This is a genomic window from Clostridium algidicarnis DSM 15099 (genome assembly GCF_002934235.1).
Lineage (GTDB): Bacteria > Bacillota > Clostridia > Clostridiales > Clostridiaceae > Clostridium_L > Clostridium_L algidicarnis.
Genome location: NZ_PTIS01000022.1, coordinates 21,859 through 38,842, shown reverse-complemented (window position 1 = coordinate 38,842; position 16,984 = coordinate 21,859). Strand labels below are relative to the sequence as shown.

The following is a 16,984-nucleotide window of genomic DNA, read 5'->3' as shown; positions in this document are numbered from 1 at the left end:
TCTTTTCTGTTCAATTTTCAAAGATCAATGTGCTTCTTTAATGAAGCAACTATATTAGTATATCATTTGTTTTGTAAGTTGTCAACAAGTTTTTTCATTCTTGTTTTGAACTTTTGAAACTTTATTCCTTGCAGTAAGTGTTTGTTTTTCTGTGCCGCTAAGGAACTTTTATAGAATAACATCTATGCTAACATTGTATATCCTTCATATTGCCTTTTATACTAAATTAGCTCCTCTATAATCACCATTTCTAATTCTTTCTTCATCATGTCTATATGGATACACTAGGTATAGTTTTCTTTTATATTAATGCAAATATTCCGTAAAACACTACTATATAAGTTGTACACATAAGCTATAAACTACTCTCTAACTAAAATGAGAGTAGAATATCTTCCACTTTATTGAAAGATATATCTAATTATTACTATCTCTAATACTTAGCATATAGATTTTAATCTTAAATAAAACATTTCTTCATCTAGTTTTATCTCTAATTTTCGAGCTTGAAATAGTAAATATTCATATTTGGCCTTTATAGCTTGTTCTGAATATATAGCTACTTCTATTAATTTAGTATCATTAGCATTTTCGAACACACATCTTGCAGTTTCTAACTCGTTTATAGTTTGCTCTAAGGCTTCAATTATTTCTATTTGTTCTTTAGTATATATTCTTTTATTAATCTTCATAAATACACCCCTTTAATAAACATAACTACTTACATTCATTATTGACATAAATAATATTTTTATAACAACTTTTAATTAACTTCTAACCTTTATCTCTTTTTGTTAAAATACTAAGAGATATAAAATTAATTTCATATCTTAAATTTCTATTTATTATAGATTGTAATTTATATATAGAACTATTAAAAGAAATTAGGAGTAATTCATGAATATCATCCATGAATTACTCCTAATCTTCAAGACCTTTATTTTTGAAATATACAACCACTTGATATCTTATATCTCTCTTCTTCCTTCTAGTGCTTTAGACAATGTAACTTCATCTGCATAATCTAAATCTCCACCTACTGGTATTCCATGAGCTATTCTTGTTACTTTAACTTCTAAAGGTTTCAATATTTTAGATATATACATAGCTGTAGCTTCCCCCTCTATGTTAGGATTTGTAGCTACAATAACTTCTTTTACTTCTCCATTCATTCTAGTAATTAAAGATTTTAAGTTTATATCATTTGGCCCTCTTCCTGCCATAGGTGATATGTTGCCATGTAACACATGATATAAGCCATTAAATTCTCTTACCTTTTCTAAAGACATTATATCCTTAGGTTGTTCTACTACACATACTATGCTTTTATCTCTATTTGGATTTCTACAAATAGCACAAGGGTCGGTATCTGTATAATTACCGCAAACCTTACAATACTTTATAGTTCCTCTTGCCTTAACCAAAGCTTCCGCAAATGCTTCTACCTCTTCTTTTGGAAGATTTAAAATGTGCAGGGTAAGCCTTTGAGCTGTTTTATATCCAACACTAGGTAGCTTTGCAAATTCTTCTATAAGTTTTTCTATGGATACTGGATAAGATTCCATTTTATATTCACATCCTTATTTACCTTTATATAATGCTAAAATAAAGCTACTACTCTATATTAAAAGTAGTAGCTTTAGACATCTTCAAATACACTGTATTAATTTAAAGAATTACTAATATAGTTACATTCCAGGTATGTTAAGTCCACCAGTTAACTTTTTCATGCTTTCTGCTGTATCTTCTTCTGCTTTACTTATTACTTCATTACAAGCACTTAGTATCAAATCTTGAAGCATTTCTACATCTTCTGGATCTACTACTTCTGGCTTTATTTCTATTGATATAAGTTGCTTTTTACCATTGGCTCTTGCAACTACTGCACCACCACCAACTGATACTTCAAATTCCTTTGTTTCTGAACTCTTTTGCATCTCTTCCATTTGTTGTTGTAACTTTTGTGCTTGCTTTAATAAGCTATTCATATTTCCTCCACCCATTCCTGGGAATCCGCCTTTTGCCATTATGAAAACCTCCTTAATTTTACCTAAAAAGTTTATCCGATGGCTACCATCCGTAACACCCCTCTCCTCTTCAAGGTGGGGGATGACGGCTGCTACGCCCCTGGATAAGTTCTTCTAAGACTCAGATGGAGAGATGTATTCCTTATAAGTAAACTCGACCTGAGTCTAAGAATCACTTGATAACTTAATAATATTTTATTTTTATATTTCATTAGTGTGATTGATTATACTTAATAATTATTTAAAACTAACTTTATTTTATATTATACAATGAATTTTTACAATAGCTTATTACTTAAATAGCCTATTCATCTATAATCTCTACATTTTCCTTGCCAAATGTATCTATTAGGATCTTTTCCCTACTATCATCCTCTTTTATTTCTTCTTCTATTATATACTTAACCTTTACCGCTTCTTTTAAGTTTTCTGCAAATATATCTTCAACTATTTTTCTATTCTCTAAAGTTTCAAGTCTTGGCTTATTAAAAGCATATTGCTTTCCATACTCTATTTCTATTACTCCATTTTTACATCTTACAGGAACTCCTGTTAATAAAGATGCATATATAACCATATGTCTTTTGTTTTTTATGGTTTCTAATATATCTTTCCATGAATTTTTAACTACATCTATAGTAAGCGTAGAATTTTCATTAAATTTTTCAACTGGTCTTACATTAGAACTTTTATTTTGTAAAGAGTTAGAAGCTTTAGCTTTTGGTTTATTAGAATTAGATGGATTTTCAGCAGTTATACTTTCACATTCAACCGTTATCTTCCCTTGTTTTATTACCTCTTCTAATTTATTTATCCTAGCTAACATAACCTCTTTTGAGGTATCATATTCAATTTTGCACATCTTTATCACTGCAAGTTCTAAATAAACCCTGGATTGTTTACTCCACTTGGACTGTTCTTCTGCCTCTTGCAATATCCTTATACATCTCATTATCTCTTCTATTCTTATTTTATCCCCTTGAAGCTTTAAGTTAGAAATACTCTCTTTAGACATATCCAAAACTTCTTCAGGGCTATTACTAACCTTCATCATAAGTAGATTTCTAAAATGACTTATAAAATCCTTTATAGCCGTATGGACATCTTTACCACTTAACACTATCTCATCTATAGTTCTTATGGCCTTTTCTATATCTTTATTTATAATAGAGTCTGCAAGGGTTATTAGGTTTTCGTTACTAACAAGTCCTAACATTGCAATTAAATCATCATAATCTACCTTTCCACTACCCATGGAAATAGCTTGATCTAATATACTTAAAGAATCTCTCATAGCTCCATCAGATATTTTAGCTATAAGATTTAAACTAGCATCATCAGCAAAAACCCCTTGTTCCTTTACTATTTTCCTGAGCCTTAAAGATATCTCTTCATATTTTATCCTTTTAAAATCAAATCTCTGGCATCTAGATAATATTGTAATAGGTAGTTTTTGTGGGTCTGTAGTTGCTAATATAAATACCACTCTTTTAGGAGGTTCTTCTAGTGTCTTTAGAAATGCATTTACAGCACCATCTGTTAACATATGAACCTCATCCATTATGTAAACTTTGTATTTAGCTTCTTGTGGGGGATATTGAACATCATCAATAAGATCCCTTATATTATCTACTTTATTATTAGAAGCAGCATCAAGTTCTACCACATCTATAGCAAGCCCCTTATTTATCTTAATGCACATATCGCATTTATTGCAAGGTTCCCCATCTTTTAAATCAAGGCAATTTAAAGCCTTAGCCATTATCTTCGCTGTAGATGTCTTTCCAGTTCCTCTTGTACCACAAAACAAATAAGCATGAGCTATTCTATCACCTTTTATTTGATTTTTAAGGGTAATACTAATATGATCTTGCCCTACAACATCACTAAAAGTTCTAGGTCTCCATTCTCTATACAATGCCGTGTATGCCAATAACCTCACCTCTTCTTTTATAACCATTTCACTTATAATAATATTATACAACAAATAGGAGTGATTAGTCTAAATTATGTATATATAGTAGGTGAAATTAATATCTTCCTTTAACAGTACAAATAATACCACCCACATTTTAAAGGCATCTTCAAAAGGTAGCTGGTATATTTACCCCTATCTTTTGAAAATGCCTTAACAAGAACATTATTTACTGGCCTTTATTACTGGCCTTTATATAATAATTATATTCATACCACTTATTATTAGTGTGCACGTTATCTTTATTAACCTTAATCCAATTATTATAGGTTATTTGATCTATCTCACCATCTTCAAGAGCCTTATCCATTTCTTTTAAGGCATCAAAAGATAACATGTTAAGATAGCTTCCATTCATTCCTTTATCCTTATACACTTCAATATTCCTTCTTGCTATAAATGCATCTATATTAAAGAAATTTATAAATAGATAAAACACAACAGCAACAACTAAAATTGGCTTAAACATGCTAATCTTCATCCATATATAAATAAGTTGTAATATGATAACTATGCCTAAAAGTATTATGAATAGCTGTACAAGTATCCTAAGCCTTGTATATCCAAAGGCTTCCACATACATGTTCATCTTATAAAAGGCTGAAAACATCATATTTAGTGTAAATCCTACTATAAGTGTATATAAAATATTTAATGTAATACTTAATTTTTCATCTTCTTCTATAACTTTAGCCTTTAAAAAAGATATTAAAACCATATTTATAATAGTAACAATAACTAATTCAAAGAATCCTTTTCTTGCATACTCAGAGTAAGATAACCCTCCCGGTAAGAGTTTCACATCTCCAGCATATAAATAACTTATTTGAACCTTTGTAAAAACTAAGTAAAGCATATTTATAATTATAAGCAAGGTAATTATCTTTATTGGTTCCATGGTTTTCTTTTGAAAATACTGGTCAGATTCATCTCTAAATTTATATCTAAAACTCCAAATAAGCCCAAATATATAAACAGCTACAAATATAGAAGAAATGAGCTGCCAAAACGAATCTCCTATTCTAAATAATGTAATGGCTTCATTTAGATTCTTAATATAATATCCAAATACATTATCTGCTCCAGACAATAAGCTTCCAAGTAACAAAATAACAGGTATAGATATAAGTATCCCTTGTAATATGGACTTATATACCCCTTTATCCTTTTTAATTGTCTTTCCTTTTAATAATTTAAACGTAACATCAGGAACCTTTGTAATGCTTTTAAAACTATGTGTAAATATTCTTTTAAAAAATCCATTTATGAAATTCCCTAGGTTAAAATCTACATCTTTATAATTTAAAATCATAAACCCCATTATTAGTGTAGATGGCACGAAAATTCTATTTAAACTTCTAATAAGTGGATTTGTATAAATAGCAAAGGTTAGAGCTACTAGCATACTACTACCTATGAAAAAGTAACCAAATAAGCTATTTTTATTTTTTATACCATTAATTGCAATAAAGTATATTAACACTATAGATGCAAATATAAAATAAGATATACCTAAGTAAGATGAAGTTTTGTATCCTTTATGAAAAGAAAATATAAAGTATATAATTCCTACCAATACACTTAACATCAGAGCTCTTAATTTTAAATTCATAGGAGTCTCTTCATCTATCCTTTTATCAGCTATTGATAAATTTATCTTTCTTAAATATTTATTTCCTATTTCACTATCTTTGATTCGATTTTCAATTCTAGAAATTCCTATGGAACTATATTTAACTTTTATACAATTTTCTACAATAACCTTTATAATCAAAACATCTCTTTCACATAATTTATCTAAAATGCTTATATCTTCCCACACTAAACCTTCTGGTAACTCTTCTTTTAAAGAAGATGATTTATTACTATAATCTACTAAATACAATGAAAATCCATTCATAAGCATATCTAAATTAGGGTCTATCTTAAGTAATTCTTCTTCATCATTGCTTATATTTGATATTAAATACTCATTTAATGAACCTTTTTCATCTTCATCTTTAGCAACATTTATTATAGGAAGTCTTAAAATAGTTGTACCAATTTGATTTCTTAACAAAATCTTATCTTCATTAATTATTAAAGCCACTATACCAGCCATTATATTCCTCCTCATTTATACCTAATATTTAAAAATTAACATATCTCTTATTTATAATAATTAAATTTCCTTATTCTACATATTCTAATATATCTCCTGGCTGACAATTAAGCTCTCTACATATAGCCTCAAGGGTAGAGAATCTTACAGCTCTTGCTCTATCATTTTTCAAAATGGATAGATTTGCATTAGTTATACCAACCCTTTGAGCCAAATCCTGTAAGGATATCTTCCTTTTAGCCATCATAACATCTAAATTAACAACTATAGCCATAGGTACCCTCCTTTCATATACTGATCTTTATTAATCTTTTACATTTAAGATAATCTTCATCCTAAACATATTTCTTTCTAAATTAAAGTCATTTTCATCTCACATACAACCTTTTATACAGTAAAGTCATTTTCATCCTTATAATCTATAGCTTGTTGAAATACTTTAGATAATATATATATAAAGCACCCTGCAAATATGAATATTATAAACTCCATATCCGTATGAACTCCTTTGTTATCAACGTAAATAAATTGAAATTCCTTTAAATTTGAGTTGAATATAAAGTTAATGATATAACAAAAAGCTATAGCAAAACATTGCATAGAAACCCTTTTTAAAATAATTACATTTGATACAACAAAGGGATTAGAATTAACTAATGAATTTAATACCTTTATTAGGTTAAATACGATTAAAAACACACAGCAAATACCAACAGCAAGAAGCACTGTTATAAGCACCTTTTTGCTCATGGATATCTCCTCGGAAACCTTACCTAAAAGCACACTTTTAAATATTAATATAGTTGCAATTACTCCTACTATCAATATTACATCTAGAGTTTTCTTTAAAACACTAGACATTGATCCTTTTCCATAATACTTCATAAAATCACCTTCCAAAATATAATTTCTAATTAGATCTTATCACTTATTAAAATGTTTTTCAATACTTTTTTATTGTTTATCAATATATTTTATAATTTAGGGCAAAATAAAAAAAGGCCTTAAAGCCTTTCTAATAAACTATGTAAACCGTGCACCTCACCTTGACTTAACCTCATAAGCGTTACCTGTATAGTTAACTCAAGTCAGGTTAATCCACGGCACATGAAAGTATCCACTTACCGCTGCTTTCTTCCGAATCTGACGGGGTTCATGGGCTTTCATTGCGTGGGACCCAACTATCAACGCCACTTTTACAGGGCAGACCTTACAAGATAGAAGCCGCAATGAGGAATTCAATCCTGCTGTAGCGGATTGCAGGTTATAGGGCACCGCTAACTCCCCATCTAGCACGGCAAAAATAAAATGGCGGAGAGAGAGGGATTCGAACCCTCGGTAGAGTTGCCCCTACACACGCTTTCCAGGCGTGCTCCTTAAGCCACTCGGACATCTCTCCACATATGTTTTATTTTATTTAATTGCTACATCAGCTATTATACTATCAAACACATCATATTTCAATAGGTTTTCAAAATTAATTTGTTTTAATATAAAAAGTATCAATTAAGCTAATTATTTTATCGCATATTAAGTATCATGTGAGTTAAGTATCTTATGTAAGTTTCATATTTAATAATTTTTGCCTTTATTAAGTTTACTATATCCTTATATACTTTTTATTATATATTAATATCTCTAATATTTTAAGTTACTTTATAATATACCTAGGTTATAATATATTAAATAAAAGATATAGAAAAGGTAGGTGAATGCTATCTTTATAGATAGCGAATTTATGAATTATGAAATTAAAGGTAACTCATTACCCGTTGTAATATGTAGGCTAGATGCTAATGAAACCATTTTATCTGAATCTGGAGCTATGGGATGGATGTCTGATAACATTGTTATGGATACAAACATAAAAGGTGGTATTTTTAAAGGTATAGCTAGAGCCTTTTCTGGTGAGTCTGTATTTTTAAATACCTTTACATCTAAAGTAAACAATGGTCTTATTGCTTTCCCATCCTCTTTTCCTGGTAAAATTGTAGCAAAACAACTCTATGCTAACGAATATATAATATGTCAAAAGGGCTCTTTCTTGGCAGGAGATTCTTCTATTTCAGTAGATGCATTCTTTAAAAAGAAGCTAGGGGCTGGATTCTTTGGTGGAGAAGGTTTCATATTACAAAAGATAACAGGCCCTGGAATGGTATTTTTAGAACTAGATGGACATGTAGAAGAATATGACCTATCTCCAGGTGAAGTTATGAAGGTAGATACTGGGAATGTTGCTGCTTTTGAAAGTTCAGTGAATTTTGATGTGGAAACAGTTAAAGGAATGAAAAATGTATTCTTTGGTGGTGAGGGTCTATTTCTAACTGTGTTAACAGGTCCTGGTAAGATATATCTACAAACTATGCCTATACAAAACTTAGCAGGAGAAATTTCTAGATACTTTAATACTGGAGGTTCTAATTCGTAAGATTAAACATAATTAGTTGAATAAGACATAATGTAGTGATAAAATGAATTTATAAAAATTGAATAATTAGATAACACAGGGGTGCCGAAATTGGTCGGCTGAGACTAAGAACCTTAAATCTTTCACCCTATGAACCTGAAATGGGTAATACCAGCGTAGGAAGATGTTTACTTTTGTTTTATTGCTAATGGCGTAAAAGGTACAAGCTTCTGTTTGTACCTTTTTTATTTTGTATTTATATATTTTAAGGAGGTAATAAGTTATGAAAAATGTTTTAACTATAGCTGGCTCAGACTGCTCTGGTGGAGCAGGTATACAGGCAGATTTAAAAACCTTTAGTGCAAATGGTGTTTATGGTATGAGCGTTATTACAGCTGTAACAGTGCAAAATACCACTGGGGTCTTTGACGTTCAAGATATAGATGCTAATATTATAAAATCACAAATTGATGCAATTTTCACAGATATTAAAGTAGATTCCGTTAAAATTGGCATGGTTTCAAAAGTTGATACAATTAATGCTATAAGCGAAAAATTAAAAGAGTATAACCCTATTAATGTTGTTTTAGATCCTGTAATGATATCTAAAAGTGGATATTCATTATTAAAACCCGAATCTAAAAAGACCTTAATTACTAAACTAATACCTTTAGCAGATATTATTACGCCTAACATCCCAGAAGCAGAAGAAATACTTAGAGAAGTTAATGCAGAAATTACTTCAATAAAAACAGTTGAAGATATGGAAAAAGCCGCAAAGGAAATATATAAATTTGGTTGTAAAAATGTTCTTTTAAAAGGAGGTCATATGGTTGGAGATGCTATAGACATCTTATATGACGGAGAAGAATTCTTCCACTTTCATTCTGAGAGAATACCTACAAAAAATACTCATGGTACCGGATGTACCTTATCTTCAGCTATAGCATCGAATTTAGCTCTTGGATTTAATATGCATGATTCAGTTACAAAAGCAAAGGATTACATTACAAAAGCCATTATACACTCATTAGATATAGGTCATGGTGTTGGACCCACTAATCACTTTTATGAATTATATAAAAAAGCAGGTTTAATTACAGAACATCCTTATGATGATATTGAAGAGAGTGTATGTGCACCTTATGATAATAGCCTTACAAAATCTCCTAAAGATATAGGAAAACTTTTATCCAAACTTCGGGGAAAATCTCCTTTGGTTCATCATATAACAAACTATGTTACAGTTAATGATTGTGCTAACATCACCCTTGCAATAGGCGCATCACCAGTTATGGCAGATGATATAAATGAGGTTGAAGATATGGTTTCTATAGCTTCTTCCTTAGTTTTAAATATAGGAACCCTAAATAACAGAACTGTAGAATCTATAATTTTAGCAGGAAAAAAGGCTAATGAATTAAATATTCCTGTGGTTTTAGATCCAGTAGGTGCAGGGGCTACACCTTATAGAACAAAGATAGCTAAAAAAATAATGGAAGAAATAAAGTTATCAGTTATAAGAGGAAACTTGTCAGAAATAAAGACATTGTATGGAATAAAAACACAAACTAAAGGAGTAGACTCCGTAGAAAGCATATCCTCAAATGAAAATGATTTTATAAAAACAAAAAAGCTTGCTATGGATTTTGCAAATAAATTAGATACTATAATTGCTATAACTGGTGAGATTGATATTATAACTGACGGTAAGCACATTTATAGTATAAAAAATGGCCATGAAATAATGTCCAAAGTTACTGGCACAGGCTGTATGTGCACTTCATTAATTGGCTCTTATTTGGGATCTGGAAAAGATAATTTAGCTGCTGCTTTAGCTGGAGTAGTATCCATGGGTATTGCAGGTGAAATGGCCTTTGAAAGATTAGATAAATGTGGTGGGTCTGGAAGTCTTAAAGTAAATATTCTTGATGTAATTTACAATTTATCTGAAGAAGTAATAGCAAAGAGAGGGAAAATATATGAAGACTGATGTAAATTATAAGCTTTACCTTGTAACAGACAGGGAATTACTTAAAAATACAGATTTATACACCGCCGTAGAAGAATCAATAAAAGGCGGCGTTACATTAGTACAGCTTAGAGAAAAGGATCTTACAACTTTAGAATTTTATAATACTGCTTTAAATATAAAAAAGGTTACAGATAAATATAATATTCCCTTAATAATAAATGACAGAATGGATATAGCTTTAGCAGTTAATGCTTCTGGTGTCCATATTGGTCAAAAAGATATGCCTTGCATTATTGCAAGAAAGATCTTAGGAAATGATAAAATCCTTGGAGTTTCAGCTACAACCTTATCGCAGGCTATAAAAGCTGAAAAAGAAGGGGCAGATTATATAGGTGTTGGAGCTATTTTTAATACCTCTACTAAACAAGATGCAAAGCCTGTTTCTATTGACATTCTAAAGGAAATAAAAGAAACCCTGTCTATTCCCGTGGTTGCTATAGGTGGCATAACTAGAAAAAACATTCACCTATTAGACTCCTCAAATATCGATGGAATAGCAGTAGCTTCAGATATCTTAGGAAAAGAAGATATTAAGGTAGCAGCAGAAAGCTTAAATTCACTAATTAAGTTTTAAGTTAGGGATAATATGTTAAAATAAGCCTTATGTATTATTTTATCTTTTTCAAAAAGACAAAAATAGATTTACTTCACTTTTATTAAGTTGTATATTTGTTTATATTTAATGTAAATCTTCTTCAAAGCTATAAATTTTAATACGCTCTAAAAGAAGACTTCTAAGAATAAGTTCTTAGAAGTCTTCTTTTTTATTTATTATTTGCTCTTTTCTTTATAATGAAAATACTTACAAGTCCAGCAATTATAAGAAGTAAACTTACTATCTGAGCTGTCCTAAGTCCTAATACCATAAGACTATCTGTCCTTAATCCTTCAATAAAGAATCTACCTAAAGAGTATAAAACAGCATAATATGCTATTATAGTACCCTTTTCCTCTTCTTTTCTCCTTTTTAGTAGTATAAGAAGAATAAAAAATACTATTAGATTCCATATTGATTCATATAAAAATGTAGGATGATAATATATACCACCTATATTCATACCTCTTTGAATAAAGCCTGGGAACTTACTTATAAACTCAAAGGTTACAGGACCTCCATGAGCCTCTTTATTAATAAAGTTTCCCCACCTTCCAATGCCTTGAGCTAGTATAAGTGAAGGAGCTACTACATCTATCATGGATAAAAAATCAAACTTCTTTTTCTTAGAATATAAGTAGGCTGCGAGCACCCCAAATATAACTCCCCCATGTATAGCAAGACCACCTTGCCTTAAATTAAACATGGATGCTATGTCCCCTCTATAACTTTCAAATTCAAAGGCCACATAATAAGCTCTAGCACCCAATATTGCAATTGGAAAAGCTATTAAAAATGTATCTATTATATTATCAAAACTAATATTTTTCACCTTACTCGTGTAAGAAATTATAATAAGCCCTAGTATCACTCCACAGGATATTATTATTCCATACCACATTAAATCTATCCCAAATATATTAAACGCTACTGGATTCAAATCTTCACCATCTACGCATTACCTAGATGATTTCCTCCCTTCTGTAATTAAGTTTATATATTATATTAATATTAATATATGAATTTCCCATGAATAACATTAATATTAAAGGCTTAAGAATTCTAAGATACCTTTTTATTTACTACGCTTTTCCAAATCATTATATAACTTTTTAAACATATTAAAATTCTCGCTCCTTAAAATTAATTATACTACTTCGCTTACACCTCTAACTATTATCTCATAATAATATGTTTAAATCCAAGGATTATTGGTAAAATATTCATCCCTAAGTTATAATTAAATAAATACACTTTAGAATGGAGGATTCTTTTGAATAAAGAAAATGACTTTTTAAATATTTACTTATCATTACCAGAAGTAAAACTTATGAGAAAACATATTTTGACTACTATCTTTTTCACAAACTTGTTTTTATATTTCGGCTTAGACACTCTTTATCAAGTGATTCTTAGACTCAGGTGGAGTTTGCTTATAAGGAATACATCTCTCCATCTGAGTCTTAGAAGAACTTATCCAGGGGCGTAATACCCGTCATCCCCCACCTTTAAGAGGATAGGGGTGTTACGGATGGTAGCCATCGGATAAAAGTATACTCTTTATTCCTATGCCACATAATATTAAAGTTATTATGTGCTATATCATTTTTATTTTTGATATAATTTCTTTGATATTCATAGTACTTATTAAAAAACTTGATTTTTTACTCCACTTATATACCGCAATTTCATATTCAACAATTTCCATACTTTTTCTCTATGTGTCAATGAACGCCTTTTATTATGAATTCAATAATCCAATTAACATTATTGTTATGATTGCAAGTTTAATGATATATATTCTTTGTATATATTTACTTTTCAAAAGTATTAAAAACAAAATAAAAAACAATATTGTTAGAAAACCCTTAAATAAGGCCTTTGTACGTTCAATAATTTCTTCATTTGTTATATTTGGAACGTATTCATCAAAAAATATTGATAATAGTTTATTTGATGCATGTTCATACTTAATATTTTCTTGCTGTTGTGCAGCTTTCAGTCCTGGGTTTCATCAATTCTACCTTAGACTTAAGTATATAAAATTAAATAAAGAAGACATCATAATAACATGAGTTGTATTTCCACAAGAGAACATATTACTTTAAGTACCCCTCAACTTCTTTATCAAAGTCTGATATATATTGTGTATCTTGCTTTATTTAGATGTTTAAAACCATTATAAGTTAAAGGAGATGAATAAAATTAATAATAAGTGTTTAAGAATTCTAAAACAGATTAGTATAACTCAGTTATTAAGTATTGTTTTTGCTATTATTGGGGAATTATATCTACGGTTATTAATAAATCATGACTGGCTGTTTACTAATATTATACTATTAAGTGTAGGGATTATTTTTTTAACAATACTATATACAAGCCTAATTTACTTCTTTTTAGAAGGTAAATGGATCAATATAGCCTTAATTTTTATTCCTTATATAATATACTTCTTTATAGTTTCAATTAAAAGTACTCATTTTTTTCCTATGCACACTGACCCAAATGATTATGGAGTCGGGATCCTTGGGTTATTTATAATGTTTTGTCAATGCATGAGCGTATTAATATCAAGTATAGTTGGCACACATTTAAACAAAGAAAGATGTAAACTAAAACAAAGGTAGTGTTAACACTATCCATTACTAATAGGGGGTATTCATATGGACATAAAATATTCTCTTTTAAGAGAAGAATATCTAAATTCTAAATCAGAATATACTTCAGGCTCTGAAAATTTTAAAAAACGTACTTTAGTAAATAGGTATATAGTTCTTATTGCAATCTTTTCACCATTTATTTTCCTTGGATTGAAAGAAGGAATCTTTACATTTCTTATATTATATATAGTGTCAACTACATTAGATCCGATATTAACCAGAAAAATTCTTTCTTATGGACTAGAAGATGAAGTAAATGAATTCTTATTGTCTATAAATGAAGTTGGACTATCAATTATTGCCACTAACTATGATATAATTTTGTATTGGTCACTATTTGATAAGATAGTTGAATCTGGCAAATATCTTCATATATATAATTCAAAGGAAATTATATCAATACCTAAAATAGCATTTGAAAATGAAGATAATAAAAATGCCTTTATAAATGAATTTAATAAACATTTGTCAAAATGAGAAGAATCTATCTCTTTCTCTTTACTTAAAAAATAAGTTTAAATGCAACCAATAAATTCATAAGGAGGGTTATAATGAAATTAAAATATTCCCTTACAAAAGAAGAATTTATAGATGGTCAGGTGGATAACATTTATAATTCTTTTGATTACTTTTTACTCAGAACCTATTGTATTTTTATAGGTATTCCCATCTTTACTTTAGGTTCAATACTTTTAAAATTTAGTCTTATGAGTATAATACTTGGGAGTGTGTGGTTATTCATTATATTGGAATACATCATTAAAAGAAAACTTTTAAGGTATATATTAAGAAAAAAAATTAGCAACATCGCTCCAAATAAGAATATTACATTTTCTTGGGATTTTACTGAAGAAATTATTTATATACATCAAAATGAAAATAAACTAAGTTTTCAATGGTCACATATTATAAAAATAGTTGATACTAAAAAATATATACAAATTTTCACTCCTATAAATGAAAAAATCTTTATTTCTAAATGTAGGGCTTTTAATGACGATAATGACTTAGAAAATTTTTATTCCATATTAAAAGAAAATATTCAAGGGGGAAAATTTAATAATTATAAATATGCTAGAAAACCTTCAAATGTTTTTAAAGAACTTAAATCTAGAACTAAAAATTTGAAAAAATAATAGATTAATTTTATATAAAAGGAGATCTTATCTAATGAAATTAGAATATACATTTTCTAAAAAGGAGTTTATTGATGGGAAATTAGATAACAAATATAATTCAAGTTTATTTATATTTATAAAAACAGGATATATTTATATACTTCCCTGTGCCTTTATGTTTTATTTTTTTAAAATACTTGATATAAATAATATTTTTATATCTTTAATAGGTTATACTTCTATTATCCTATTAGCTAAGTTTATGTATAAAAATAACAAATCTAGAATCGTTAACAGTGTGAAAAACTACGATAATAAACATATTCAAATTTCTTGGGACTTAACCAAAGATGGAATATTCATAAATGAAGACAATATTGATATTTACCTTCCATGGAACCTTGTTAGTAATATCGTTGAAAATTATTATTATATACATCTTTATAATAACAGGGATATACAAATATTTATTCCTAAACGTATTTTTAGAACTAATGATGAACTTATTTATTTTAAGTCTATATTAAAAGACAATGTTAATAAAAGCCTATTAAACTCAAAGATCTTTTCATAAGCTATTGAGTTATTTGCTAGTAGTTAAACTTATAGGTTTAACTACTAGCTTTTACTTTAATGTAACCTATCTATGTGCGAAGTAAAATAAATCTAATATCATTTAATCATAATTACTAGTTAAATGTTTAAGTTCTATTCTTATCAAATTTATCTTCAAAGTACATAATAGACTGGATACCTTATATAGGATTAGATTGATCTTCTTTAAAAACAGCTATAACTTTAGTTAGAATTAAAACCAACAGCCCAACCGTAATTCCACCAGCGGCAACAACAGCCCCAGACTTCATTGCAACTACGCCTAAAATAATTACCATTGTCATAAAAAGCACAGGTTCAGCTGATACTGCAAGGCTTTTCAATATTTCATGAGGTTTTTCATCATCAAAACCTACGGTTAAATTAATATATAGTTTTATTCCTTTATTTTCAAATTCCGGTTCCTGAATTTCTTTCGCAACTTCAATTTCTATAGTATTCTCTATTAAGTTAACCCCAAACTTAATAGTTCCATCAGTAATTGAAAGAGCTACATAACTAAGAATGCCTTCTGCAATACTTGAAATATCTCCAATACTCTTACTTATCATATCAATAGCAGAAAGTTTAGTTGTTATACTTAGCATGCTCTGCATAAATTCTATATTCTCTATCTTCCCATTACTTACAGTTATAGTTGTTTCACCTGATCCTATTTGAGCTTGAATTCCGAATTCATACTTAAGATAAACAGGTCCAGCATGTATATAGAATTCTTTATTTAATTTAAACTCATCTCTTTCTATCTTAAAAGGTGCCATAATATTTAGTGCTTCATTAGTCAACTTTTCGTAATTAGATGGTGTTAGCAACAACATTCCTAACTTATCAAAATAATACGCTTCGTTAGCTATTATAGTTTCCCCTATAGCCATATGTCCTGAGCTATTAAAATAATATCCATTTCCGTCCAATGTCAACCAACCGATCTTCATAGATCCATTAATATTTAAATAGTATCTTTTACCTTCTAATTGCTTCCACCCTGTGGCCATAACTCCACTTGATTCTAAGTAATACCATGAACCATTTATGCTATTCCAACCTGTAGCCATAACACCATTTGATTGTAAGTAATACCATGATCCATTTATACTTTTCCAGCCTGTAACCATTAAACCATTTTCATAGTAATACCAGCTATCTCCTTTTTGAATCCATTCACTAGAAGATCCTGAATTATTTTTCAAAACATTTATTATACCATTGAATGTTTTACCTATATAGTTACCAGTAATCACATCACTATAACTATGAGTTGAAGTTGGGTACTCTATTAGTACTGCTTTAGTATTTTTCAAAGTAGAAGCCCAACTTGAAAAGAATCCTGAACTATATCCATTATTATGTCCAAATCCAAATTGATTCCCAAAGTATCTTCCAACTTCAGCATTACCTTGAGTAAAGTTCATCCAACCATGAAAATCTAAAACTATCATTTCAGTAGAAGA

Annotated in this window: 16 protein-coding genes, 1 tRNA gene, 1 other RNA gene, 2 pseudogenes and 1 riboswitch; of the genes and pseudogenes, 8 read left to right on the top strand and 12 right to left on the bottom strand. The window is 29.1% G+C overall.

Annotated features, from left to right (window positions below; genetic code table 11):
* Positions 1–440 precede the first annotated feature (440 nt).
* The 9 genes from BD821_RS12165 to BD821_RS12125 form a co-directional block, all read right to left on the bottom strand.
* Positions 441–692, bottom strand: a complete 252-nt coding sequence (locus tag BD821_RS12165; protein WP_104410712.1) for a DUF2508 family protein — start codon at positions 690–692, stop codon at positions 441–443.
* A gap of 276 nt (positions 693–968) precedes the next feature.
* Positions 969–1,565, bottom strand: a complete 597-nt coding sequence (gene recR / locus BD821_RS12160) for a recombination mediator RecR (protein WP_029451853.1) — start codon at positions 1,563–1,565, stop codon at positions 969–971.
* Between the two features lie 123 nt (positions 1,566–1,688).
* On the bottom strand, positions 1,689–2,027 hold the full coding sequence (locus tag BD821_RS12155) for a YbaB/EbfC family nucleoid-associated protein (RefSeq protein WP_104410711.1): 339 nt from the start codon (positions 2,025–2,027) through the stop codon (positions 1,689–1,691).
* Between the two features lie 304 nt (positions 2,028–2,331).
* Positions 2,332–3,960 carry a DNA polymerase III subunit gamma/tau gene (gene dnaX / locus BD821_RS12150; RefSeq protein WP_104410710.1) on the bottom strand — a complete coding sequence of 543 codons (1,629 nt, stop codon included), beginning with the start codon at positions 3,958–3,960 and terminating at the stop codon, positions 2,332–2,334.
* 211 nt (positions 3,961–4,171) lie between these two features.
* Complete coding sequence (locus BD821_RS12145; RefSeq protein ID WP_169994194.1) at positions 4,172–6,103, bottom strand: DUF4153 domain-containing protein; 1,932 nt, start codon at positions 6,101–6,103, stop codon at positions 4,172–4,174.
* A gap of 70 nt (positions 6,104–6,173) precedes the next feature.
* Complete coding sequence (locus BD821_RS12140; protein WP_104410708.1) at positions 6,174–6,377, bottom strand: helix-turn-helix domain-containing protein; 204 nt, start codon at positions 6,375–6,377, stop codon at positions 6,174–6,176.
* A gap of 113 nt (positions 6,378–6,490) precedes the next feature.
* Positions 6,491–6,988, bottom strand: coding sequence for a DUF2975 domain-containing protein (locus tag BD821_RS12135; protein ID WP_104410707.1), 498 nt, complete (start codon positions 6,986–6,988; stop codon positions 6,491–6,493).
* A gap of 147 nt (positions 6,989–7,135) precedes the next feature.
* Positions 7,136–7,401, bottom strand: an RNA gene (gene ffs / locus BD821_RS12130) — signal recognition particle sRNA large type.
* 11 nt (positions 7,402–7,412) lie between these two features.
* Positions 7,413–7,502 (bottom strand) — tRNA-Ser (locus tag BD821_RS12125).
* 339 nt (positions 7,503–7,841) lie between these two features.
* On the opposite strand from BD821_RS12125, the gene BD821_RS12120 reads away from it, so the two are divergent.
* The 4 genes and pseudogenes from BD821_RS12120 (at position 7,842) to thiE (ending at position 11,119) form a co-directional block, all read left to right on the top strand.
* The gene (locus BD821_RS12120) at positions 7,842–8,531 is read left to right on the top strand and encodes a TIGR00266 family protein (protein ID WP_104410706.1); all 690 of its coding nucleotides are present in this window, start codon (positions 7,842–7,844) and stop codon (positions 8,529–8,531) included.
* A gap of 67 nt (positions 8,532–8,598) precedes the next feature.
* A riboswitch (TPP riboswitch) is annotated at positions 8,599–8,711 on the top strand.
* Positions 8,712–8,793: 82 nt separating this feature from the next.
* Positions 8,794–9,609: pseudogene (gene thiD / locus BD821_RS12115) on the top strand (bifunctional hydroxymethylpyrimidine kinase/phosphomethylpyrimidine kinase); the annotation flags it as partial.
* Positions 9,607–10,503, top strand: coding sequence for a hydroxyethylthiazole kinase (gene thiM / locus BD821_RS12110; RefSeq protein WP_278335176.1), 897 nt, complete (start codon positions 9,607–9,609; stop codon positions 10,501–10,503). The pseudogene thiD and the gene thiM, both read left to right, overlap by 3 nt.
* A complete protein-coding gene (gene thiE, locus BD821_RS12105; protein ID WP_104410705.1) occupies positions 10,493–11,119 on the top strand; it encodes a thiamine phosphate synthase in 627 nt (208 codons plus the stop codon). The genes thiM and thiE overlap by 11 nt, the downstream gene beginning before the upstream one ends.
* 190 nt (positions 11,120–11,309) lie before the next feature.
* Here thiE and lgt read toward each other — a convergent pair whose 3' ends face one another.
* Both lgt and BD821_RS13870 read right to left on the bottom strand, forming a co-directional pair.
* On the bottom strand, positions 11,310–12,080 hold the full coding sequence (gene lgt, locus BD821_RS12100) for a prolipoprotein diacylglyceryl transferase (RefSeq protein WP_104410704.1): 771 nt from the start codon (positions 12,078–12,080) through the stop codon (positions 11,310–11,312).
* A gap of 568 nt (positions 12,081–12,648) precedes the next feature.
* Positions 12,649–12,801: an MSC_0623 family F1-like ATPase-associated protein gene (locus tag BD821_RS13870; protein WP_146076388.1), complete on the bottom strand. Its 153-nt coding sequence runs from the start codon at positions 12,799–12,801 to the stop codon at positions 12,649–12,651.
* Between the two features lie 66 nt (positions 12,802–12,867).
* On the opposite strand from BD821_RS13870, the gene BD821_RS13520 reads away from it, so the two are divergent.
* From BD821_RS13520 to BD821_RS12085, 4 genes are all read left to right on the top strand, one after another.
* Entirely contained in the window at positions 12,868–13,215 is a 348-nt protein-coding gene (locus tag BD821_RS13520; RefSeq protein ID WP_169994189.1) for a hypothetical protein, read from the top strand.
* Positions 13,216–13,803: 588 nt separating this feature from the next.
* A complete protein-coding gene (locus BD821_RS12095; protein ID WP_104410703.1) occupies positions 13,804–14,277 on the top strand; it encodes a YcxB family protein in 474 nt (157 codons plus the stop codon).
* A gap of 74 nt (positions 14,278–14,351) precedes the next feature.
* Entirely contained in the window at positions 14,352–14,936 is a 585-nt protein-coding gene (locus tag BD821_RS12090; protein ID WP_104410702.1) for a YcxB family protein, read from the top strand.
* Positions 14,937–14,970: 34 nt separating this feature from the next.
* Positions 14,971–15,492: a YcxB family protein gene (locus BD821_RS12085; RefSeq protein ID WP_104410701.1), complete on the top strand. Its 522-nt coding sequence runs from the start codon at positions 14,971–14,973 to the stop codon at positions 15,490–15,492.
* Positions 15,493–15,673: 181 nt separating this feature from the next.
* Here BD821_RS12085 and BD821_RS13800 read toward each other — a convergent pair.
* Positions 15,674–16,672, bottom strand: a pseudogene (locus BD821_RS13800) (hypothetical protein); the annotation flags it as partial.
* Positions 16,673–16,984 lie beyond the last annotated feature (312 nt).